Origin of the sequence: Streptococcus sanguinis (genome assembly GCF_900475275.1) — a bacterium.
GTDB classification, from domain to species: domain Bacteria; phylum Bacillota; class Bacilli; order Lactobacillales; family Streptococcaceae; genus Streptococcus; species Streptococcus sanguinis_N.
Genome location: NZ_LS483364.1, coordinates 907,182 through 927,418, shown reverse-complemented (window position 1 = coordinate 927,418; position 20,237 = coordinate 907,182). Strand labels below are relative to the sequence as shown.

Below are 20,237 nucleotides of genomic sequence, written 5' to 3'. Positions count from 1 at the left end.
TTTGAAATGTTTTATAGTTAATTCTATTCAAAATTGATAGTTGCTCTTAACACTCTATATGATTTTCTTCAAAAACTAAACTTTCACTTCTTTTCTGTTTTTTTCCCTCGCCATCGAATTACCAATTCTGAAGTCAGGTGGGTCAGGATAATCGTCAGAAGGAAGGCCCAATGGCCATTTTCCCACTTGGTCAGCTGCTGGGATTTGAGCAAAAAGAAAGATAACTCAATAAAGATAGGATGGAGGAAGAAATAAAGGATACTTAGGTCTTTTAAATGTCGCCAGTTTTTTTCGCGCTTCCACTGAGTTTTTAACAGCCAATTGAATAAGAAGAGCGTAAAGGGAATGAGAGCAAAGAAAAAGTTTTTATCCAGTCCCTGCCTCATGTAAACCAGCACTCCTTCGCCTACTAGGAAAAGACTTGCCAACAGAAGAGACAGCCAGCGTTTTTTCTGAAATAAGGCTATCTGCCCGTAATCAGCTAGAAAGTAGCCTAAATAGATAAAAATGGGCGTATAGAAGAGGCCATTCCTGCTAGTGAAAAAGAGCTTGGCATAGACATCGTACCAGTCCGTCAGCAGACTAGGCGACAGGTAGGCGTGATATGTCTCAATAGCACCTAAGGTGTAGAGAATTAACAAAAGGGCAAATGTTTTCTTGGGACCCAACTTCCTATACAAAAAATGGACCAGCAGCAAGCCTAAGAGAAAGGCGGGGATATACCAAGAGCTGGTAACTCATTCCGATGTAGAAGAGCGCTGCTAGAATAGCCAGCGGAGCTAGGTAGAGAGGCCAGTGCAGAGATTGGAAGTAAGTCAAAGCATAGGGAAGATAGACCAGACTCCAAAAGCAATAGACCTTTAAAATGCCTTTAATATACAGAGTCAGTTTCGTAGAACCGTGCTCTCGCTTCCAGCGTACTCGGAAAAAATAGGCTGAGGAAATTAAAAAGAACGGCACTGCCATGCGACCAAACATACTCTTTTGAACAAAATGCAGGGTTTCATGTTCAAAAAGCCTCTGACAGTGAACCAGAATTACCAAAAGGGAAGCGATATATTGAAAAAGGCTGAGCAGGGCATAATTGACTGTCTGCCCTGACCCTACGACTTCTCTCCTTTGTATCAAGATTTCTCCTTACGAGGTTTGTTTAAGATGTAAATGAACACTTTTTCCTTTGACCTAGGACTTGACTAGCCAAACATGCTGAAATGCAGCGATGTCCCGATAAGGAGATTGGTTGCAGACAACCAGCTCCATCTCAAGCATCTTTTCAGCCCAATCAGGGGCAGTTTTGTAGTCATTGGATTGCAGCCCATAAAAAATTCGTACTCCTTGATAATCCTCAACTTCTAATGGAAGACCTGAAATCACATCTTGGATCTGATAGACCTTAGCAGCCCCCATGCTGTGGGTTTGATATGCCTCACCCGCCAAAAGCTGCTGGGCCTTTTCTGGGTCATTTTCAAAAACCACCGTATGCATAACTCGTCCAACCTCGTGATGCTTAACCAGAGAAATTTTGCCGTCCTTTTTTAAGAGACGGGAAAATTCTGCTAAATAAAGAGCAGGATCAGATACATACTCTAAGACATTATGACAGATGATGACATCAAAAGACTGGTCAGGCAGATTTTTCAGAAGGTTCAAGCTGCCTTGCAATTGCTCATAGGAAAAGTTCTGCTTGCGCTCAGCAATCATTTCTGAGTTCGGCTCGATGGCGGTCACTTGGTTTTTTTCCGCTAGAAAATCAGCCACAATTCCAAAACCACTGCCGAAATCCAGGATTTTCTTGTCCTTCAGTGACTCTAGAAAGGCAAAAACAATATCATACTGAAGCTTGCCCCAAGGCGCCTGCAGATGAGCTTTGTAAGCTTGTAGATTAGCTGTCATAAAACCTCACTTATAGTTAAACATATTGGCTGCTATCTTGTCGGCAATTCTTGGAAAAAGGGTATAAAGCTTGTGAGCTAGATTGAGAATCCCAGGTAGATTAATTTCCCGCTTCTTTTTACCAAAGGAACTGACAATTTTGCTCGCTACAAAGTCAGGCTCAAGGATATACTTGTCGACTGCTTTTACATAGGAACCGTCAGGATCTGCTTGATCGAAAAAGGAAGTTTTGATAGGACCTGGGTTCACCGTCGTGACATAAACACCAAAAGGCAGGAGTTCCAAACGCATAGCATTTGAAAAACCAATAGCTGCAAACTTAGTCGCCGAATACAGACTTGACTTGCTGCTTGCAATGAGGCCAGCCATGCTAACGATATTAACGATATGTCCTTGACCTGCCTGCTTCATGCGAGCTCCAAAGATCCGGGACAGGTTCATCAGGGCAAAGGTATTGACTTCAAACATGGCCTCGATATCACTGGAGCTGATTTTGTCAAATTCTTCAAAAATTCCATAGCCAGCGTTATTGACTAGGACATCTACGTGGCCATACTGGCTGTCAATCCGTTCAGCAAATCTTTCCAAAGCTGAGCTATCTGTGATATCTAGCTCAACTAGGTCAATATTTTCCCTTTCTCCATATAGTTTTTCCAGCTTAGCCTTGCTCCGTCCGACCAAAATCAGTCGGTCATGGGGCAAGAGCTTAACCATTTCCTGAGCCAGCCCACCGCTAGCCCCAGTGATGATGATGGTTCTCATATCTCCACCTCTTCCAAGTCCTTGACCACATGAACCTTTTCAAAGACAGTACTGGCATCGCGCCGCATTTGGCTGATGTCCTTGGCTAGAAAGCGAGCACTGATATGGTTGAGGAGGAGGCGCTTAGCGCCGGCCTCCTTAGCTACTTCTGCGGCTTGCATATTGGTAGAGTGACCGTGATTACGGGCCAATTTTTCATCTCCCTTGCCATAGGTCGCTTCATGGACCAGCACATCTGCTGCCACAGCCAAGCGGACGCTAGCAGATGTCTTCCGAGTATCACCCAGAATAGCAATGGTCTTGCCCGGACGAGGAGCTGAGATATAGTCTGCTGCAATAATTTTGGTCCCATCTTCTAGGACGATATCCTGACCGTTCTTGACCTTGCCAAAGAGGGGACCAAAAGGTACGCCCGCTGCCCGTAGTTTGTCTGCATCTAGCGTTCCTTCCAAATCTTTCTGCATCACCCGATAACCCACACAGAAAATCGTGTGATCCAGCTTATCCGCATAAACAGTGAACTTGTCTGTTTCCAAAATCTTGCCCAGACTATTTTCATCAAACTCATGAAAATCAATCCGATAAGGCAGACGTGAACCAGACACGCGCAGACTAGACAGGACAAAGTTCTTAATGCCTTTGGGACCATAAATTTCCAAGTCCGTTTGCTTTTCATTAGCCTGAAAAGAACGACTGGACAAAAAGCCCGGCAAGCCGAAAATATGGTCGCCATGCAGATGCGTGATGAAAATCTTGCTGATTTTGCGCGGTTTAATCGTCGTCTCCAAAATCTGGTGCTGGGTACCTTCACCGCAGTCAAACATCCAGACCTCATTGATTTCCTCCAAAAGCTTGAGGACAAGGCTGGACACATTGCGAGCCTTGGATGGCTGACCGGCTCCGGTTCCTAAAAATTGTAATTGCATGTTTTTCTTTCTAAATGATATAAATCATGGCAGAGCGATTCTGCGAGTGATAGTATTTTTTGCCAGCATAGGACTGAGCCAGCTGACTGACTTCATCTTGATTGTAGCCCAGAACTCTCTGGCAGCCATCCGCTAGCTGCTGCCAATCGGTCAAAGCAGTCAGCGCCTGACTATCCACGACTTGAGATTCAGCTTTGAGAGGTACCATTTTTATTCGCCCAGCTTCTTCGTAGACCAAGTACTGTGGAAAGACTTGGGCGATTTCAAAGAGCAGGTCAGCTGTTACCGGCTCTGGCTTTTCAGGAAAGACCAAGCCGACTTCCTCACTCTCATAGCAAAAGCCGTAGGACTTGCCAGAAAGATTGAGCCGGACAAAAGGCTTGCTTTCTACAAAGCTAGGCTCCGCATTCCACAAGTCCAGCGCCTGACTGATTTCTAAAAAATAGGCTGTCGCGGCTTCCGGACTTTTCTTTTGATAAAGCTCAGCAAAGTAAGCATTGATAACGCTAGGCGGCGGTGTGATGAAGCTCAGCTTCTGCTCCTCTGTCAGGCCAGCCAATACTTGCTCTAAGTAGACCCTGTCTAGGCTAGTAAAACCGCCGTATTTCAGAGCCAGGTCAATATAATCAGTCATAAAATTCTTCCAGTTTCCATTTGTTTTTCTCGGCAATCCAACCTGAAATGGTTTCGATATCGTCTATATATTCTCGATTCCCCATAATCGCGACTTTCTCTAAATCATGAATCTTGTATGCTTTAGCCGGCGCTACCTTGATGGTAAAAGGCAAAAATAACTCTTTCATCCGCTCCAGCAGGACTTGCTGTAAAACAGCTCTGCTATTATCCGCTTTAGCTGAAATCAAAAAATATGGAGTCAGGGTCGGAGTAAAATCCTCAGCCTTGTCCGCTTTGTTATAGAGTGTCAGCCGAGGAATATCCAGCATGTCCAGCTCTTTCATAATGTCGAGGACAGTCTTTTCGTGTTCCTCATGGTGTGGATCACTAGCATCAATAACATGGACCAGCAAATCAACATTTTTACTCTCCTCTAGAGTAGACTTAAAGCTTGACACCAGCTCCGTCGGCAAATCCTGAATGAAGCCAACTGTGTCTGTCAGAGTGACATTGAGCTGGCCACTTAGGTTGATGTTCTTGGTCGTGGCGTCTAGCGTCGCAAAGAGTTCGTCAGCCTCATACTGACTCTTACCAGTCAAGCAGTTCATGATCGTAGACTTGCCAGCATTGGTATAACCGATGAGGCCGATTTTGAAAATACTGGATTCCAACCGTTTTTCACGAACGGTCGCCCGATTTTTCTCCACTGCCTTGAGCTGGCGCTCAATATCATGAATCTGATTGCGTACACTGCGTCGATTGAGCTCCAGCTGGCTTTCACCAGGACCACGGGAGCCGATTCCACCAGCTTGACGGCTGAGCATAATACCCTGCCCAACCAAGCGAGGCAGCAGGTACTTGAGTTGGGCCAGGTGCACCTGAAGTTTGCCCTCATGACTCCTAGCCCTCATGGCAAAAATATCTAAAATCAGCTGCATGCGATCAATGACCTTAACGCCCAAGCTTTCCTCCAGATTGACATTTTGGCGAGGTGTCAGACGGTTATTGACGATGACGGTCGAAATCTCTTCGGCATCAACCATCTGCCGGATTTCTTCTAACTTACCAGAACCGACAAAGGTCTTGCTGTCATACTTTTCCCGCTTCTGGCTATAGGAGCCGACTACCTCAGCCCCTGCAGTCTTAGCCAGACTTTGCAGCTCCTCCATAGATAGGTCAAAATTCTCCGTGTCTGCTAGTTCCACACCGACCAGAAAGACTCGCTCTGTTTTTTTCTCTGTTTCTATCATCTCATATCCTTACTAAGACTTGGTCAGCCAGCTACTTGTCCAAAAACTTCCTGATGTCCTCCATAACCTGATTTTTATAGTCTGGATTTCCCACCTGATAAAAGGTCACGGACATCCGGTTGCGAAACCAAGTCAGCTGTCGCTTGGCAAAACGGCGGGTATTCTGCTTGAGCTTGTCCACGGCCTCTTCAAGGCTCATCTGCCCTTCAAAGTAGGGGAAAAGTTCCTTGTAGCCGATACCCTTGCTGGCTTGACTGGTCGGAGCTTTCTCAAACAGCCAACGGGCTTCTTCTAAAAGTCCAGCTTCTATCATCAGATCTACTCGCTGATTAATTCGCTCATAAAGCCGCTCCCGCTCATCATCTAGACAAATCAGCAAGGCTTCATAATCTGGCTGACTGTTTTCTAGCGAACCTCCCAGATGGACAATCTCCAGCGCTCTCATAGCCCTACGTCTATTTATCTGTGGAATCTCGATACCCAGCTCTGCTATTTTCCTAAACAAAGCTTCATCTGACCAACTGTCCAGCTGCGCCCGATAGGTCAGAATCTCCTCGTGAGGGACAGTGCCGCCCAGATGGTAGCCCTCAAGCAAGCTCTGGATATAGAGCCCTGTGCCACCGCAAATGATGGGAAGCTGACCTTGAGCCGCAATCTCACGAATAGCCTGAGCTGCCTCAGTCACAAAATCATAGGCTGAGTAGCTTTCTCCAACCTTCCGCACATCCAGCAGATGATGGGGAATGCCCTCTTGCTCCTCCGGACGAATCTTAGCCGTGCCAATATCTAAGCCACGATAGACCTGCTGACTGTCACCGCTGATGATTTGGCCATTGAATCGCTTGGCTACCTCGATACTCAGAGCCGTTTTTCCGACCGCCGTAGGCCCCACTATCACAATTATCTTGGTTTTCATCTTTTTTCCTTGAAAAAATTTTGATTTTTCGTTACTATTAATTATAACATAAATAATAAAAGTTCAGAAAAGGAGAAATCACATGGCTAAAGGATTTGGAAAAGGCGTTCTTACAGGAGTTGCAGCTACTGTTGCTGCTGTGGCAGGCGCAGTATATGCAGTTAAGAAAAAAGTCATCGAACCTGAAGAACAAAAAGCGGCTTTCATCGAAGAAAACCGTAAAAAAGCAGCTCGCAAACGTGTAGCACACTAAGCCTGCACATTTCACTAAAAAGCCTGGAAAAATCCAGGCTTTTTTTGAAAAAACAGCAATCAAATTGACTGCTGCAAACAAAGCTATTATACTCTAAGAGCCCTCTCTTTCTTGGGCGGTTGAATGCCCTGAGAGCTAAAGATATAATTGCTTAAGAGCAAGAATACTAACAACTCAAGCACAAAAAACAAATCGAAAGCAGGATTGGAAGACAGAGAAACGAAAGGAATTGCGAGACACACAATTGTGACATAAAAGATTTTCAAGCGTTTGATATAAAGCCAGAAGAGGTCAAGGCTTTGCCTGCCATTAATCTGCGACTTAGACTTACTTCCCGAGTACCAGATGATAAATACTTCAGCAAAAAAGAATAGACCTAGCAAAAAGATCATTCTCCAAAAATGAACCTGTAGTAGAATTCCCACTGCTAGCAATAACAAAACACCCAAGCTCAGTGCTAGCACTGCTCGCCTAGTATTAGTCATAAAATCAACTCCTTTATATTACTACGAAGAACAGTCAAATTAATTGTTCCTAATCGATTAGATTGCTCTAGGAGAACATATTTTATTTCGGCTTTATTTTACCACTTGGCAAGAAAACTTACAAATAATACGATAAAGCATTGTAGAAGTTATTGGTTACTGAAAAATAGATTAAGACAGAGCTTTAGAAACGTGTTATAATAAGTCATTATCGAAAGGAAGGTTTATGAAAAACACCTACAGTTTTAACAGACTACTGCTTAGCCTAGCACTTCTTACTTCATTATTTTGCATCTTTGTTCCTCGTCACATATTGGCTGACGATGTCGAGAGCAGGATTACATCCTATGTAGGACAGCTAGAGCTGCATAGCGATAATACAGCCACTTTTACAGAGGAAGTAACTTTTGAATACGACAGTTCCTATAACGGCCAATATATCACGCTGGGCCAGGCTGGCAAGATGCCTAAAGGCTTTCAAATCGAAGACAATCCTAAGATAGATATTATCACCAATGGACAGGAAAAATCACCACAAAAGATAAAAGAAGAGGCTGTAAAAGACGGAAAAAAGATTACAATCTATAATTCTGGTAAATCTGGTGATCAAGTCATTATCACTATAACTTGGAAATTACAAAACATGCTTTGGGTGTATCAAGATATAGCTGAGCTGAATTGGATACCTATTTCTGATTGGGATGCGGATATTCGACGATTATATTTTTCTGTTTCTACGGATCGTTTCGATACTAGTGCTCAGCTTTTCGCCCATACAGGCTTCAATAAAAACCAACCAAAGGTAGAAAAATTAAATCAGATTCTGGCGGTTAGGTCAAATAATCTCACAAAAGGAACAAAACTTGAATTGCACGGCGCTTGGGACAAGAGTATATTTACAGATATTGATACTGCCAGTATTATCCCTTCAACCCACCGCAAGCAATTTGAAGAGAAGGAAAAAGAAATTGAACAAAAACAGAAGCAACATAGCTTTATAATTTATGTACTAGGTCCAGTCATTGCTCTCTCGTTTCTGATTATAAGTCTGGCTTGCTTTCTTTACTATTTACTAAGATTTTATTATCTAAACAAGCTTCCTAAAAATACGCGACTCTATGAACCGCCTCAGAATCTTACTCCTCTGCAACTTGCATACAATATCTATAATATATCAATTGAAAAATCTCTTGCTCATACTAGAAAAACAGGAACTCCTAGCTTTTCTAGTTTAGTACAGGCTACTTTAATGGATCTGATTGACAGAGGAAATATAAAATTTCGCATTGGAAGATCAGGAGAGAAACTGGAAATTGTTCACTTAGATAACCTAAGTCGCTACGAGATAAAACTGTTGGAAATGGTCTTTGGCGATAAGGATAAAGTTACTCCTGATACGATGTTCCCAGATTACCAACAAAGCTCCAAGTCTTCTACACGACAGAAATTTCAAGAGGCTCTACGTACTGTTGCGAACTATGTCCGTCAAGAAAGAGTCGATTTAAATCTCCCTATACGATACCGTAAAATAAGCAAAAAAGAAGAAAGACCTGTTTCATTAGCTTATATTTCCTATTATATTGGTATTATTATTCTCTCTTTAGGTTCTCTTTTTTATAATCCTTTTACTACCGGACAGTTTGATTACTCATATTCCTACATTTATCCTTTGCTTCTATTTGTCGCGTGGTTCCTTGGGAAAGCAGCTCAAATAAAATTGAATCGAATGGCAGATAGATACCTAAAAAAGGAATTTAGAGAAGAAGTAATTGAATGGCAGAGCTTCTCCAACATGCTGCGCGATATTTCTCATCTTAGTCAAACTGAGGTAGAGGGAATCATTCTCTGGAATCGAATTCTAGTATATGCGACTCTTTTTGGCTATGCGGAAAAAGTCAGTCAAACATTAAAAGGAAGAGACATTCAATTAAAAGAAACAAATCTTGAAAGTTTCTTCTTCAGTAATATATCTACAGGTTTTGCTACAGGCTTTAGCAATGTTGATATTTCATTGAATCCTCCCAGCTCAAGTAGCTACTTCAGCTTGTCATCTGGTATTTCAGGTGGCTTCTCAGGTGGTGGGGGCGGAGGAGGCGGAGGCTCCTTCTAACATAAACTATAATACAAAAGGCCGCTGTTTGAGCGGTCTTTTGTCATAGTTATTTCCCTTGCATAAACTCTTGGAAACGATGAGTATCAAAGTAAATGTTGGATGCAATTAATTTGTCTGATTCGTCAAATTTTAAAAATTCTGCGACATCCAATTCTAGTTCCTTTCCGTGTGGCGACTGCAGGCGATAGCGATTTAAAGCCGCTACTTCTCGTCCCTCTACCAATAACTTCTTCACTTCAAGATGCTGGTTCAAAGCATAGAATTGACCTGCACCTTGCAGATAAACATCTCGACCTCGCCTGATTTCCTGACTGTCGCACATACCATAATTAAAGTTTTCAGCTACGAAATCTTCCCAGCCACCTTTATTGACTGCGGTAAAATAGCTTTCTGCTAATCTTCTTGTATCCATTTGGAACCTCCAAAAATAATTTAGGCAAGCACTCAAACAATGAGATCTTCAAGCCATTTAAGATTATACAAAAAGCAATATGACTACAGTCTGTCATATTGCTGAAGATTTTTTTGAAGAGAATCAATTAATTTATCCTGTAGTTTTTTTGGCGATATTACTTTTACTTGATGAGCAAAACTTAAAATCAATTCAAAAAAAGCCGGTGTTAATGCTCTGAAAGCATGGACCTTTATTCTGGTTTGCTCAACAGTGATTTCTTCTTCTGTGAAATGGTCATAAATTTTTGGAAGCGCAGATTCTTCAAAAATTAGCTCTATTTCTTCTTTACTGCTCTCAACTTTATCTTTGGATGGATTGAGAAAAAGCTCTAACTTTTCTTGAGATAAAAGCGGATAATCTCCAACGTCGACAGCCTCCTCTACTAACTGCAAATCACGAATCCTGCTGAGTTTGAAAAAACGAAAATCTAACTTGTCTAAGCAATATCCGATAACATACCAAGCATTTAGCTTAAAAATCAGACGATAAGGAAGAATCGTTCTCCGGCTTTGTTCTTGTTTTTTAGAAAAATAAGAAAAGGAAATTTTCTTCCCAGTTTGTATAGCCTGCTCAATTTCAAGTAAATAATTTGTATTGAGAGACCAGGAAGTAAGATCGAAGTAAAAAGGGTTAACCTTATCGGTCGACTCTTGAGAAGCAAACTTATGCTCAAGGCTGCCAAAACTTGGACGACCAACGATTTTGCCGACATTTTGGCTCATATTGATGATAAACTGCTTTTCTTCTTCTGTGAAAAAGCTGCTGTCCATCTTGTAGTCATCTGGTATATAAAAGCCACCCTTATCTCCGCGTTCTGAGTAGATAGGGATTCCAGCTAAGCTGAGCGTATCCATATCTCGATATACGGTACGAGTAGATATTTCAAAACGTTCAGCAATTTCTTTAGCTGTTATCTGTCTTTTATTCAAAAGGGCTAGCAGAATATAAATTAATCGTTCTAATTTCATGAGTTTTCTTTCCTTATTACAATCGGCACAGCATCAAATAGTCATCTTCCCTCTCTTCAACCGTAACAAAGCCCAGTCTTTGATAAAAGCGAACGGCGGGATTATCTTTGGAAACGGAGAGGGAGACACTTGGGTAGCCTTTGGCCTTGAGCAAGTCCAGCATGGCCGTCATCAACTGCTGGCCTAGTCCTTGCCCTCTGAAGTCAGGCAGGAATGAAATGGATAGAGAGGGTGTCTGGTCGTCAAAATAGCCGTAATCTTTCATGATCCGAACCCAAACTACTCCGACCAGCAGGCCGTCCACTTCTGCTGCTAAAGCCCAATCATCTGGCTGCTGACCAAAGTCCTTGATATACATCTCTAAATCTGGCTCTTTCAGGATGCTTCTAGAAAGCGGCGCTAGACCTGAGGGGATAAAAATAGCTTGGTAAAGAAATTCCTCTAAGAGCGGGATTTCCTCTGGTTTTAAGGGCCGGATCTCGGCCATGATTTCTCCTTCTAGATCAACTGCTCTTCACCTATGCCGGCCTCCGCTAAGATTTTGGCAACTCGGTCAAACTGCAATCGGAAATGCTCCAACTTGTGTCCGTCTGATCCCACTGAAAAGCGCTGACCGCCCAGCTCCTTAACTAGATAGAGAGCGTAGATATAGAGTTCCTCGTGACCATATAGATACATGGACTTGCAGTTGAGCTCAAAGGCCAGACCATGGTCAATCATCTTTTGAAAAAGCTGTCGCAGCTCTGGTTCAAAAGTTTTTAACTCCTCTACGGTAAGCGCAAATTTTCGGAAACCATAGTCAAAGTGAGCTAGTACATCTGCTTGCACAGCCTCAATAGCCTCTTCTAACTCTCTCAGGTAGCGGGGAATCAGCTCCATCTTATCCAGCTGCAAGACTGGATCTTCCAGATAGTCAAAACTGCCATTGTGGTGGACAGACAGGAGCTTGAGGTCATAATCCTTGTCCGCTAGGAAAGCTAGGATATCGTCTTTACGCGGAGCGTAATAGCCAATTTCAATGCCCTTTTTGATGCGGTTGCCATATTGCTGGTTCAGCTCTGCTATTTTTGCTGAATAGGCCTCATAGTCAGGCACATCATCGTGGGGCGAGGCAGCTTCGTAAGGGTAAGGATTGGACAAATCGTAGTGCTCAGTGGTGACAATCTCGCCCTCGTAATGGTCCAGATAGTCACAGAAATCCGCCTCAGAATCATAGGAAAAATAGGTATGAAGATGGTTGTCGCGCATGCTAGACCGCCTTTCTGTAGATCTTATATCCGCTTAGTAATGGTCAATTTCAGGTCGGTCGTGAATCCGGCTCTGCTTGCCCTGACGGGCCTGGAGGACGGTCTCGACCTCTTCCAGACTGACGCCGGTCTCGACGAGAGCGACCGCCAGATGGTAGAGCAGATCAGCTGTCTCATTGGCCATCTCGTTCTTATCAGCGTTTTTGGCCGCAATGACTACTTCAGTCGCTTCTTCACCAACTTTTTTGAGAATCTTGTCCAGCCCCTTGTCATAGAGATAGCTGGTATAGGAGCCTTCCTTGGGCTCTTTTTTGCGTTTGAGGGCTTCTTGATAGAGGTTTTCTAGCATAGTATCTCCTTGTTACTGTCCTTATTTTACTATAAAAAGCAATTCTTTCCAATGGCGGGCCGGAGGCTCGATACTGACCTCTTAGTTTTATTCTTGCATTAACCAAGTACTAAAGTAAGGGAGCTTTTAGTCAGTTTTGCCGTCTTCTTCATCCCAGATTGTATGGAAAAAGCAGGATTTAGCACCGGTGTGGCAGGCTGCTCCCAGCTGGTCTACCTCGATCAGCAGGGTATCTAGGTCGCAATCAGCTGTGATTTTTTTGACAGTCTGGTAGTGGCTGCTGGTGGCTCCCTTATGCCAAAGCTCCTGGCGTGACCGGCTCCAGTACCACATCTGACCGCTTGTGCGGGTCAGATGGTAGGCTTCTTCATTGAGATAGGCTAACATGAGGACTTCTTTGCTGGTGTGGTCTAAGATAATGGCAGGTATGAGACCGCCTTGTTTTTGAAAATCTAACTTTACTTCTGTCATCAGATGCGCACCTCCAATCCAGCTTCCTGCATGGCTTTTTTGGTATCTGAGATGGAGACCTGACCATAATGGAAAATTGAAGCTGCCAAGGCACCTGTCGCTGCAGTCTTTTCAAAAACTTCTAGGATATGCTGGCTACTGCCAGCACCACCAGAGGCGATGATAGGAACGGAAACCACTTGAGAGACAGCTTCCAGCATTGGCAAGTCAAAACCAGACTTGGTACCGTCCTTGTCCATACTGGTCAAAAGAAGTTCCCCCGCTCCAAGACTGACAGCTTCTTGGACCCAGTCTAACAGGTCGCGACCGCTGTCCTTTCGGCCGCCAGCCAGATAGACATGCCAGCTGCCATCCGCTTCTTTCTTAGCATCCACGGCCAGCACCACGCATTGCCTGCCGAATTTCTCAGCGCAGTCAGCTAAAAGCTGAGGATTTGCCAATGCTGAGGAATTAACCGCAACCTTATCCGCCCCAGCCTGCAGCATCCGCTTCATGTCCTCAACCGTACGAATGCCGCCCCCGACGGTAAAGGGAATGAAAACCTGCTCCGCTACGCGCCGGACCATCTCGACCGTCGTGTCCCTCTCCTCATGGGTGGCGGTGATGTCCAGAAAGACCAACTCATCGCAGCCTGCTTCATAGTAAGCCTTGGCCGCATCAACTGGATCTCCCACATCAGTCAGATTGACAAAGTTGATACCCTTGACCACCCGGCCGTCCTTGACATCCAGACAGGGAATGATTCGTTTTTTCAGCATGACTAGCCCCTTTCTGCTTCCTTGATCTGCTCTAGGCTAATTCGTCCACTGTAATAGGCCTTGCCCACAATGGCACCAGCCAAGCCCAGTTTTTTCAGCTCTTCTAAGTCATCCGCTGACTGGATGCCGCCAGAGGCAATGACTTGAGCATGCTTGAGGGACGCCAGCAATTTTTGATAATGCTGGATATTGGGGCCAGTGAGAGTCCCGTCTCTGTCCACATCTGTATAGACGAAGAGACGGACACCGATTTTTTCCATGGCCAGCGCCAGACTGATATAGTCCTGACTGCTGGTTTCTAGCCAGCCCTCAGTCGCAACCAGCCCCTTTTTCGCATCAATGCCAATCACGATTTTGCTGCTTCCAAAGCGCTCCAGCGCAGCCTCAACAAATTCAGGATTCTTAACAGCCATAGAGCCAATAATGACACGGTCAATGCCAACCGCCAGGTAATCTTCAATCTGCTCCAGACTGCGGATGCCGCCCCCGACTTGGATAGCTAGACCAGTTTCCGCTTTAATCTGGGCAATCAAATCTCGATTGGCCGCCCGACCTTCTAAGGCTCCGTCCAAGTCAACCACATGAATCATGGTAACCCCGGCTTCTTTGAAAACTCGAGCTTGCTCCAAAACATCGGGATTGACTACCGTCTTCTGACTAAAATCCCCTTTAAAAAGGCGGACGGCCTGGCCGTCTTTGATATCAATAGCGGGCAGTATTTTCATAGACATACTCCTTAAACTTCTCTAGGATACCGAGGCCTACAGCACCTGACTTTTCTGGGTGAAACTGACAGCCAAAGACCGATCCTCGGTGAATCATGGCTGGGATAGGCAGCCCATAATCAGCCGTCACATCCAAGTACTCCTCCGAAACATCCGTATAGTAGCTATGGACGAAATAGACTGACTGGCCATCAAGACCAGCTGTCAAAGCAGACGACTGCTGGATCTGTAAGTCATTCCAGCCCATGTGAGGCACAGGCAGACCAGCCTGATCCGGAATCCGACGGCAAACACCGGGAATCAAGCCCAGTCCAGAGCTTTGACCATTCTCCAATCCAGACTCCAGCAGGAGCTGCATGCCTAAGCAAATACCCAAGAGAGGCTTGCCATCAGCCACAGCCTGCTGGATGACCGAGACCAGCCCTCGCCTTTCCAACTCCTGCATGGCAGTAGGAAAAGCACCAACACCTGGTAAAATCAAACCATCTGCGTCCAAAATTTCCTGCGAATCTGCTGACAGGCACGCTTCTACTCCGACCTGAGCCAGAGCACGGAGGACATTGGCAGTATTACCCGCGTCATAATCAATAACAATCATCATCTCTGCATCAACTCCTTTCACTCAGAAGGACAAGCTAGAGCAAGCCCTTGGTGGAGTTGACTCCATGTATCTCTGGATTTATGGTAATAGCCTCCCGCAGAGCTCGACCAGTCGCTTTAAAGAGGCTTTCCGCCTTGTGGTGGCTGTTCTTGCCATGAAGGATTTTCAGGTGCAGGTTCATCTGCAGATTAAAAGCTAGGGCTTGGAAAAATTCCTCCACCAGCTCGGTATCAAAATTCCCTAGCTTGGGATTATCAAAATCCGCCTCAAAGACCAGATAGGAGCGACCGGATAAGTCCAAACTAGCCATACCCAGTGTTTCGTCCATGGGTACAAAGCTAGTACCGTAGCGGTTGATACCTGCCTTGTCTCCCAAAGCCTGACGCAGAGCCTGTCCTAATACGATGCCCACATCCTCAACCGTATGGTGGCTGTCCACCCAAAGGTCGCCTTCAGCCTTGACCGTCAGAGAAATCCTACTGTGGCGGGCAAAAAGGGTCAGCATGTGGTCAAAGAATCCGACACCAGTCTCAATAGCTACCGGCTCCTGTTGGTCGAGATTGACAGCCAGTTCAATATCGGTCTCCTGTGTTTTACGCTTGATTTCAGCTTGTCTCATGGCAACTCCTTTTATTTTTCCTGTCTGCGGGCTTCGATGGCCTTGGCATGTCCCTGCAGTCCTTCTGCATAGGCCAGACTGGTAATATCTTTGTCAGCCGCACCTACAGCAGCACGGCTGTACTGGGTGTACTGGATGCGCTTGATGAAGTCATAGACTCCCAGAGCTGATGAAAAACGGCTGGTGCTGGTTGTCGGTAAAACGTGATTGGCTCCCGCATAGTAGTCACCGATTGGCTCACTAGTATAATGCCCCAGAAAGACAGAGCCAGCATTTTCAACCTGATCCAGATAGCTGTAGGCATCATCCATGGCAATTTCCAAATGCTCAGGTGCCACCTGATTCATGAGCTCAAACATGGCTTCCTTAGAAGGTGCAAGGATGATGCGGCCGTTGTTCTCAATCGAAGCACGCGCGATTTCCTCCCGCGGCAGCTCTTTCAGCTGTCTGTCTAGCTCTGCTTCCACTTGGTCTGCCAGCTCCTCTGAATCGGTCACCAGAATAGCCCGAGCCAGCTTGTCGTGCTCGGCTTGCGATAAGAGGTCAGCTGCCACATAGACAGGACTAGCTGAACGATCCGCAATAACTCCAATCTCCGAAGGCCCAGCAATCATGTCAATTCCCACGACACCATAAACCATCTTCTTGGCTGTAGCCACAAAGATATTACCCGGCCCAGTTATCTTATCCACCTTGGGAATGGTCTCAGTACCATAAGCCAGAGCTGCTACACCTTGGGCTCCACCAATTTGGAAAATCCGATCCACCCCAGCCAGCTTGGCTGCGACCAAGATCGCTGGGGTAAAGTGCTCTTGGGGCGGTGTAATCATGATGATTTCTTTGACACCGGCAATCTTAGCCGGGATAACATTCATGAGGACGGAGGAGGGATAGGCTGCGGTGCCGCCAGGTACATAGGTGCCGACCCGCTCAATCGGCCGAATCAACTGACCACGGACAACGCCCTCACTGGGACTGTCCTCAAAACCGGTATCCAACTGCTGGCGGTGGTAGGATTCGATATTAGCTTGGGCATTTTTCAGGGCGGCCAAGACCTCTGGATCAATCTCCTCAAAAGCCTGGTCAATTAGCTCCTGCCCAATCTCAAAGTCTGTCACCTCAACCTTGTCAAAGAGCATGGTATAGTCTCTTAAAGCTTGGTCACCGTCTTGTTTGACCGTTTCAATAATCTCAGCCACCGCTTCTTCCACATCTAAGTTCTGCTGACTAAGCTGCAGCTGCTCTTCGTATAAAATCCGTGAAATTTCTTCGTTACTTCCGCTTAAACGCTTGATAATTGTCATTTAAAAGCCACCTCTCTTCTTCCTACTAGGGATTCAATCTTTGCCACAAAAGGCATGATATCCGGGTTATTTTTCAGGGAAGCCTGATTGGCAATGAGCCGGGCCGACACCCGACAAATGTCCTCAAAAACCAGCAGGCCGTTAGCTGACAGGGTATGCCCCGTCTCCACAATATCAACAATGGCATCCGCCAGACCCAGCACCGGTGAAATCTCCACACTGCCTTGGATGGAGATGATTTCTACATCCTCCCCCTTTTGATTAAAATAATCAGTCGCCACCGTCGGGTACTTGGTCGCAATCCGCTTGCGCTTGTGATCATGAGGGTCATAGCTGGGCACCGAGGCCAGTGAGAATTTACAAAGGCCAAAGTTCAGATCCAGCAGCTCCAGATAGCCAGTCGGATGCTCAAAGAGAATATCCTTGCCGACAATGCCCAAATCAGCGACTCCATGGCGCACATAGGTCGTCACGTCAGGCCCTTTGACCAAAAGAAAGCGAAAGCGACTGTCTGGGCTTTCAAAAATCAAGCTGCGCCCCTTGTCTGCCATGAAGGACATATCAAAGCCAGCCTGGGTCAAGAGCTTGACCGTATCTTCCTCAATCCGCCCCTTGGTCAGGGCAATAGTAATCTGACTCATCTGCTGTCACCTTCCTTTCCGCTCTCGTCAGGTAGGTCATCATGAATGGCCTGATAGACACTGTCAATGTCTAAGGACCAGCCGATAGCTGTCAGCTCTGCTGCCCCGAAGCGCTTGAAAAGTTGGTCATAGCGACCACCAGACAGAAAAGCATCTGGCACTCGGTCGCCAAAGACCTTGAAGGTCAATCCAGTATAGTAAGGCATGGTCGCTACCTGACCCAAGTCCATAATTGTCTGCTCCAGCAAGCCTGATAGGCTCTGCAGAACCTGCTCTACATCATCTAAAGCCGTCAATATCCGCTCGTTGTCAACCAGCTCTCTAGCCCTAGCTAAAACCTGTTGGCTAGGACCAAACAGATAGGGAAGCTCTTGTAAAAAATCATCAAATTCACTAGGCCTGGTCTGGGTGAATTCAAAGATTCCCGTCCTGTTTTTCTTGCGAATATAATCTAGCAGCTGGGCCTCCTCCTGCGGATCCAAAGCCAGACTCTCTAAAATTGTCTGCAGGATTGCTGCATGGGAAAACTCGAACTGATAAGACTTTACCTGCGCCAAATCCAGCGACTGCTTGGCTGTCTTGATAGCCTCAAGCACCGCCTCGCGAGCTGGATAGCCGATAATCTCAATACCAGCTTGACTGAGCTCGTTGGCAAGACCTCGCAGCTCTTCTTGATAGTGAAAGACCTTGCCCGAATAGGAAAACTTGGTCGGCGTATGCACCCTGGTCGAAGCAATAACCCGACCAATCTGGCTGGTCACATCTGGCCTCAGCACCAATAGCTCGCCTTTTTTATCGAAAAGATGATAATGATGGGGCTCCACATGGTCACTGAAGACCTCAAAATGCTCCAAAGTCGGCGTGTCAATCCGATTGAAACCCTGAGCCATCAGGAAATCACTGATGTCCCGCTCAATCTCGTAGGTCACACGCGCCCTCTTGAAAAGCTTGTCATGCATGCCAATCGGAAGGGTGATTTTATTCATAGGCTGCTTTCCTTTCTTACTCTATTCTTACACTGGCTGGCTTTGAGTCAAACTCTCAGCAGCTGCAAATTCCCTTGATAGCTGCCAGGACTGCTTCCATCTCTTCTCGCCGTCCGATAGAGATGCGCAGGAAGTCTTTGATTCGTTCTGCCTTTGGAAAATACCGCACATAAATCCGACGCTCCTCTAACTTCTGGAAAAGCTCTGCTGCAGAGATTCTAGTAGGCTGCGCTAGGACAAAGTTGGTCTGACTAGGCAGGACTTGGAAATCCAGCGCAGCCAATTCTCCAGCAAACCAATCTCGGGTCTCTTGAATGGCTCTACCGGTCTCCAAATAATAATCCCAATCTTCCACTACCGCAAGGGCTAAGCGCTCTGCTAACAGATCCACTGAGTAAGGATTGACGGAGTCCTTAACAGCTTTCATGACAGCTATTAAGTCTGAATGACCGATGCCGTAGCCCACCCGCAGACCAGCCAAGGCCGCATCCTTGGAAAAGGTCCGCGTGATAAAGAGGTTGGGATAGGTTTCTAGAAGAGGCAGGGCAGATTGACCGCCGAAGTGAATGTAGGCCTCATCAACCACCACTACCACATCCTGATTGGACGCCAGAATTTCCTCCAACTGATCCAGCGGCAGATAGATCCCCGTCGGAGCATTGGGATTGGCTAGGATAATGCCGCCATTATCTCCAAAATAATCTGACGGATGGACCTCAAAATCATCTGTCAAAGGGATTTCTCGAAAAGGCACATGGTAAAGGTCCGCCCAAACCTTGTAAAAACCATAGGTCAAGTCCGGAAATAAGACCGACTCGCCGCTGTTAAAGAAAGCCAGGAAAGCCATGGACAAGATGTCGTCACTCCCGTTACCAATAATGAGCTGGTCGGGCGATACACCCAGGTTTGCCGCCAAAGCTTGACAGAGCTCCGCCTGATCCAAACTGGAATATTTGCGCAACTCTTGGGCCTCAAAGTTCTGTAGAGCATCTGCCACTTTAGGACTTGGTCCATAAGCATTTTCATTGGTATTGAGCTTAATCATGTCTGGCTCATTGGGCTGCTGCCCTGCTACATAGGGATTGATCTGCCTGAGACCTTTTAGCTTAACCATCTTGCCACCTCTCTTTCACACACTAGCCATTATCTGACACTTATTTTTGGGCTTCTAAAAAATTGAAGACGAAATTTACCACTTTGCTAAAGGAAAATAGGGAAATCTTCTAGTTTAAATATAATAAAAAGCCCTCGCAAAAAAACTTTGCAAGGACGTTGACACGCGGTTCCACCTTTATTCAGCCCTCAGTCGCCTGAGGACCCTCTGGGAGTACGGGACTCCAGATTGATAACGGCAATCAGCCGTCGGACACTAGTCTCAGACTGCTGACTGATTTCGCATCCGCACTCAAGAATGTGTCGTCTAAGGATTGCATGCCGTCTCACCATTAGGCATTCTCTGTTTCTTGTCTTAGACTTTTTCTCTCATCGCTTTCAATTTATTGTTGAATATTCTACATGAATTTTTATTAAAAAGCAAGAGGAAAATTGAAAAAAATTAATTATTTTTTTCTTTCTAAATAAATTAACGTTCTTTCAGCATAGCACTAGACAAGTCCAACAGATTAATCGCTGTTTCAAAATGCTCCCCCATCAGGTCATAGACAGCATCTTCGCTTAAAACGCCGCAAGCCATATTTTCAGGGAAATCCGGTCCATTCGAGAATTCTAAATCATCAAAAAATTCCTGACCGGTATAGTAGTCCCTCAGCTGGATATAATCTGACTGGCAGCGATCCAGCTCAGCTAAAGCTTCCTGAGCTCTTGCCAATACCTGAGAATATTTATTCAGGTGCTTTTCCATTTTTTGAATGCGTTCTAACTGCTCCATCCGCTTCCTTCCT

The 20,237-nt window shown here is 45.6% G+C and carries 26 protein-coding genes; 2 read left to right on the top strand and 24 right to left on the bottom strand.

The window, feature by feature from the left end; genetic code table 11:
• Nucleotides 1-83: 83 nt before the first annotated feature.
• The 8 genes from DQM55_RS11825 to miaA are packed head-to-tail and all read right to left on the bottom strand — an operon-like array spanning nt 84 to nt 6,362.
• Nucleotides 84-680 (bottom strand): hypothetical protein, encoded by a 597-nt coding sequence (locus tag DQM55_RS11825; RefSeq protein WP_331813030.1) that lies wholly within the window; start codon nt 678-680, stop codon nt 84-86.
• Nucleotides 673-1,128 carry a hypothetical protein gene (locus DQM55_RS11820; protein ID WP_231909451.1) on the bottom strand — a complete coding sequence of 152 codons (456 nt, stop codon included), beginning with the start codon at nt 1,126-1,128 and terminating at the stop codon, nt 673-675. The genes DQM55_RS11825 and DQM55_RS11820 overlap by 8 nt, the downstream gene beginning before the upstream one ends.
• Before the next feature lie 54 nt (nt 1,129-1,182).
• Complete coding sequence (locus tag DQM55_RS04815) at nt 1,183-1,893, bottom strand: class I SAM-dependent methyltransferase (RefSeq protein WP_111675653.1); 711 nt, start codon at nt 1,891-1,893, stop codon at nt 1,183-1,185.
• A 6-nt stretch (nt 1,894-1,899) separates the two neighbouring features.
• Complete coding sequence (locus DQM55_RS04810; RefSeq protein ID WP_111675652.1) at nt 1,900-2,655, bottom strand: SDR family NAD(P)-dependent oxidoreductase; 756 nt, start codon at nt 2,653-2,655, stop codon at nt 1,900-1,902.
• Nucleotides 2,652-3,581, bottom strand: coding sequence for a ribonuclease Z (rnz, locus tag DQM55_RS04805; RefSeq protein ID WP_111675651.1), 930 nt, complete (start codon nt 3,579-3,581; stop codon nt 2,652-2,654). The genes DQM55_RS04810 and rnz overlap by 4 nt, the downstream gene beginning before the upstream one ends.
• Before the next feature lie 10 nt (nt 3,582-3,591).
• Nucleotides 3,592-4,215, bottom strand: a complete 624-nt coding sequence (locus tag DQM55_RS04800; protein WP_172454720.1) for a cystathionine beta-lyase — start codon at nt 4,213-4,215, stop codon at nt 3,592-3,594.
• A complete protein-coding gene (gene hflX / locus DQM55_RS04795) occupies nt 4,208-5,446 on the bottom strand; it encodes a GTPase HflX (RefSeq protein ID WP_111675649.1) in 1,239 nt (412 codons plus the stop codon). The genes DQM55_RS04800 and hflX overlap by 8 nt, the downstream gene beginning before the upstream one ends.
• A 31-nt stretch (nt 5,447-5,477) precedes the next feature.
• Nucleotides 5,478-6,362, bottom strand: coding sequence for a tRNA (adenosine(37)-N6)-dimethylallyltransferase MiaA (gene miaA, locus DQM55_RS04790; RefSeq protein ID WP_111675648.1), 885 nt, complete (start codon nt 6,360-6,362; stop codon nt 5,478-5,480).
• 82 nt (nt 6,363-6,444) lie between these two features.
• On the opposite strand from miaA, the gene DQM55_RS04785 reads away from it, so the two are divergent.
• Entirely contained in the window at nt 6,445-6,615 is a 171-nt protein-coding gene (locus DQM55_RS04785; RefSeq protein WP_002895160.1) for a DUF3042 family protein, read from the top strand.
• 86 nt (nt 6,616-6,701) lie between these two features.
• Here DQM55_RS04785 and DQM55_RS11815 read toward each other — a convergent pair whose 3' ends face one another.
• Entirely contained in the window at nt 6,702-7,100 is a 399-nt protein-coding gene (locus DQM55_RS11815) for a hypothetical protein (protein WP_111675647.1), read from the bottom strand.
• A 226-nt stretch (nt 7,101-7,326) separates the two neighbouring features.
• Here DQM55_RS11815 and DQM55_RS04775 point away from each other — a divergent pair, with 226 nt between their 5' ends.
• Nucleotides 7,327-9,210, top strand: a complete 1,884-nt coding sequence (locus DQM55_RS04775; protein WP_111675646.1) for a DUF2207 domain-containing protein — start codon at nt 7,327-7,329, stop codon at nt 9,208-9,210.
• A 49-nt stretch (nt 9,211-9,259) separates the two neighbouring features.
• On the opposite strand, the gene DQM55_RS04770 is transcribed toward DQM55_RS04775, so the two are convergent.
• From DQM55_RS04770 to DQM55_RS04700, 15 genes are all read right to left on the bottom strand, one after another.
• Nucleotides 9,260-9,625 (bottom strand): nuclear transport factor 2 family protein, encoded by a 366-nt coding sequence (locus tag DQM55_RS04770; protein ID WP_111675645.1) that lies wholly within the window; start codon nt 9,623-9,625, stop codon nt 9,260-9,262.
• Between the two features lie 83 nt (nt 9,626-9,708).
• Nucleotides 9,709-10,635 (bottom strand): helix-turn-helix transcriptional regulator, encoded by a 927-nt coding sequence (locus tag DQM55_RS04765; RefSeq protein WP_111675644.1) that lies wholly within the window; start codon nt 10,633-10,635, stop codon nt 9,709-9,711.
• A gap of 16 nt (nt 10,636-10,651) precedes the next feature.
• Nucleotides 10,652-11,122: a GNAT family N-acetyltransferase gene (locus tag DQM55_RS04760; protein WP_111675643.1), complete on the bottom strand. Its 471-nt coding sequence runs from the start codon at nt 11,120-11,122 to the stop codon at nt 10,652-10,654.
• An 11-nt stretch (nt 11,123-11,133) separates the two neighbouring features.
• On the bottom strand, nt 11,134-11,883 hold the full coding sequence (locus DQM55_RS04755; RefSeq protein ID WP_111675642.1) for a PHP domain-containing protein: 750 nt from the start codon (nt 11,881-11,883) through the stop codon (nt 11,134-11,136).
• 33 nt (nt 11,884-11,916) lie between these two features.
• The gene (gene hisE / locus DQM55_RS04750; RefSeq protein WP_111675641.1) at nt 11,917-12,231 is read right to left on the bottom strand and encodes a phosphoribosyl-ATP diphosphatase; all 315 of its coding nucleotides are present in this window, start codon (nt 12,229-12,231) and stop codon (nt 11,917-11,919) included.
• 126 nt (nt 12,232-12,357) lie between these two features.
• The gene (hisI, locus tag DQM55_RS04745; protein WP_111675640.1) at nt 12,358-12,702 is read right to left on the bottom strand and encodes a phosphoribosyl-AMP cyclohydrolase; all 345 of its coding nucleotides are present in this window, start codon (nt 12,700-12,702) and stop codon (nt 12,358-12,360) included.
• A complete protein-coding gene (gene hisF / locus DQM55_RS04740; RefSeq protein WP_111675639.1) occupies nt 12,702-13,460 on the bottom strand; it encodes an imidazole glycerol phosphate synthase subunit HisF in 759 nt (252 codons plus the stop codon). Before hisF ends, hisI begins: the two co-directional genes overlap by 1 nt.
• Nucleotides 13,461-13,462: 2 nt before the next feature.
• Complete coding sequence (hisA, locus tag DQM55_RS04735; protein WP_172454719.1) at nt 13,463-14,185, bottom strand: 1-(5-phosphoribosyl)-5-[(5-phosphoribosylamino)methylideneamino]imidazole-4-carboxamide isomerase; 723 nt, start codon at nt 14,183-14,185, stop codon at nt 13,463-13,465.
• Nucleotides 14,163-14,786, bottom strand: a complete 624-nt coding sequence (hisH, locus tag DQM55_RS04730; RefSeq protein ID WP_111675637.1) for an imidazole glycerol phosphate synthase subunit HisH — start codon at nt 14,784-14,786, stop codon at nt 14,163-14,165. The genes hisA and hisH overlap by 23 nt, the downstream gene beginning before the upstream one ends.
• A gap of 34 nt (nt 14,787-14,820) precedes the next feature.
• Nucleotides 14,821-15,405: an imidazoleglycerol-phosphate dehydratase HisB gene (hisB, locus tag DQM55_RS04725; protein WP_002912765.1), complete on the bottom strand. Its 585-nt coding sequence runs from the start codon at nt 15,403-15,405 to the stop codon at nt 14,821-14,823.
• An 11-nt stretch (nt 15,406-15,416) separates the two neighbouring features.
• Nucleotides 15,417-16,709: a histidinol dehydrogenase gene (hisD, locus tag DQM55_RS04720; protein ID WP_111675636.1), complete on the bottom strand. Its 1,293-nt coding sequence runs from the start codon at nt 16,707-16,709 to the stop codon at nt 15,417-15,419.
• Nucleotides 16,706-17,350, bottom strand: coding sequence for an ATP phosphoribosyltransferase (gene hisG / locus DQM55_RS04715; RefSeq protein ID WP_008809347.1), 645 nt, complete (start codon nt 17,348-17,350; stop codon nt 16,706-16,708). Before hisG ends, hisD begins: the two co-directional genes overlap by 4 nt.
• Nucleotides 17,347-18,336 (bottom strand): ATP phosphoribosyltransferase regulatory subunit, encoded by a 990-nt coding sequence (locus DQM55_RS04710; protein ID WP_111675635.1) that lies wholly within the window; start codon nt 18,334-18,336, stop codon nt 17,347-17,349. Before DQM55_RS04710 ends, hisG begins: the two co-directional genes overlap by 4 nt.
• Before the next feature lie 55 nt (nt 18,337-18,391).
• Nucleotides 18,392-19,450: a histidinol-phosphate transaminase gene (hisC, locus tag DQM55_RS04705; RefSeq protein ID WP_111675634.1), complete on the bottom strand. Its 1,059-nt coding sequence runs from the start codon at nt 19,448-19,450 to the stop codon at nt 18,392-18,394.
• Between the two features lie 468 nt (nt 19,451-19,918).
• The gene (locus tag DQM55_RS04700; protein WP_111675633.1) at nt 19,919-20,224 is read right to left on the bottom strand and encodes a DUF4298 domain-containing protein; all 306 of its coding nucleotides are present in this window, start codon (nt 20,222-20,224) and stop codon (nt 19,919-19,921) included.
• Nucleotides 20,225-20,237 lie beyond the last annotated feature (13 nt).

Coding starts and splice junctions, on each gene's coding strand:
- DQM55_RS04815 (WP_111675653.1), bottom strand. CDS start 1,893: ATGACAGCTAATCTACAAGCTTACAAAGCTCATCTGCAGGCGCCTTGG.
- DQM55_RS04810 (WP_111675652.1), bottom strand. CDS start 2,655: ATGAGAACCATCATCATCACTGGGGCTAGCGGTGGGCTGGCTCAGGAA.
- rnz (WP_111675651.1), bottom strand. CDS start 3,581: ATGCAATTACAATTTTTAGGAACCGGAGCCGGTCAGCCATCCAAGGCT.
- DQM55_RS04800 (WP_172454720.1), bottom strand. CDS start 4,215: ATGACTGATTATATTGACCTGGCTCTGAAATACGGCGGTTTTACTAGC.
- hflX (WP_111675649.1), bottom strand. CDS start 5,446: ATGATAGAAACAGAGAAAAAAACAGAGCGAGTCTTTCTGGTCGGTGTG.
- miaA (WP_111675648.1), bottom strand. CDS start 6,362: ATGAAAACCAAGATAATTGTGATAGTGGGGCCTACGGCGGTCGGAAAA.
- DQM55_RS04785 (WP_002895160.1), top strand. CDS start 6,445: ATGGCTAAAGGATTTGGAAAAGGCGTTCTTACAGGAGTTGCAGCTACT.
- DQM55_RS11815 (WP_111675647.1), bottom strand. CDS start 7,100: ATGACTAATACTAGGCGAGCAGTGCTAGCACTGAGCTTGGGTGTTTTG.
- DQM55_RS04775 (WP_111675646.1), top strand. CDS start 7,327: ATGAAAAACACCTACAGTTTTAACAGACTACTGCTTAGCCTAGCACTT.
- DQM55_RS04770 (WP_111675645.1), bottom strand. CDS start 9,625: ATGGATACAAGAAGATTAGCAGAAAGCTATTTTACCGCAGTCAATAAA.
- DQM55_RS04765 (WP_111675644.1), bottom strand. CDS start 10,635: ATGAAATTAGAACGATTAATTTATATTCTGCTAGCCCTTTTGAATAAA.
- DQM55_RS04760 (WP_111675643.1), bottom strand. CDS start 11,122: ATGGCCGAGATCCGGCCCTTAAAACCAGAGGAAATCCCGCTCTTAGAG.
- DQM55_RS04755 (WP_111675642.1), bottom strand. CDS start 11,883: ATGCGCGACAACCATCTTCATACCTATTTTTCCTATGATTCTGAGGCG.
- hisE (WP_111675641.1), bottom strand. CDS start 12,231: ATGCTAGAAAACCTCTATCAAGAAGCCCTCAAACGCAAAAAAGAGCCC.
- hisI (WP_111675640.1), bottom strand. CDS start 12,702: ATGACAGAAGTAAAGTTAGATTTTCAAAAACAAGGCGGTCTCATACCT.
- hisF (WP_111675639.1), bottom strand. CDS start 13,460: ATGCTGAAAAAACGAATCATTCCCTGTCTGGATGTCAAGGACGGCCGG.
- hisA (WP_172454719.1), bottom strand. CDS start 14,185: ATGAAAATACTGCCCGCTATTGATATCAAAGACGGCCAGGCCGTCCGC.
- hisH (WP_111675637.1), bottom strand. CDS start 14,786: ATGATGATTGTTATTGATTATGACGCGGGTAATACTGCCAATGTCCTC.
- hisB (WP_002912765.1), bottom strand. CDS start 15,405: ATGAGACAAGCTGAAATCAAGCGTAAAACACAGGAGACCGATATTGAA.
- hisD (WP_111675636.1), bottom strand. CDS start 16,709: ATGACAATTATCAAGCGTTTAAGCGGAAGTAACGAAGAAATTTCACGG.
- hisG (WP_008809347.1), bottom strand. CDS start 17,350: ATGAGTCAGATTACTATTGCCCTGACCAAGGGGCGGATTGAGGAAGAT.
- DQM55_RS04710 (WP_111675635.1), bottom strand. CDS start 18,336: ATGAATAAAATCACCCTTCCGATTGGCATGCATGACAAGCTTTTCAAG.
- hisC (WP_111675634.1), bottom strand. CDS start 19,450: ATGGTTAAGCTAAAAGGTCTCAGGCAGATCAATCCCTATGTAGCAGGG.
- DQM55_RS04700 (WP_111675633.1), bottom strand. CDS start 20,224: ATGGAGCAGTTAGAACGCATTCAAAAAATGGAAAAGCACCTGAATAAA.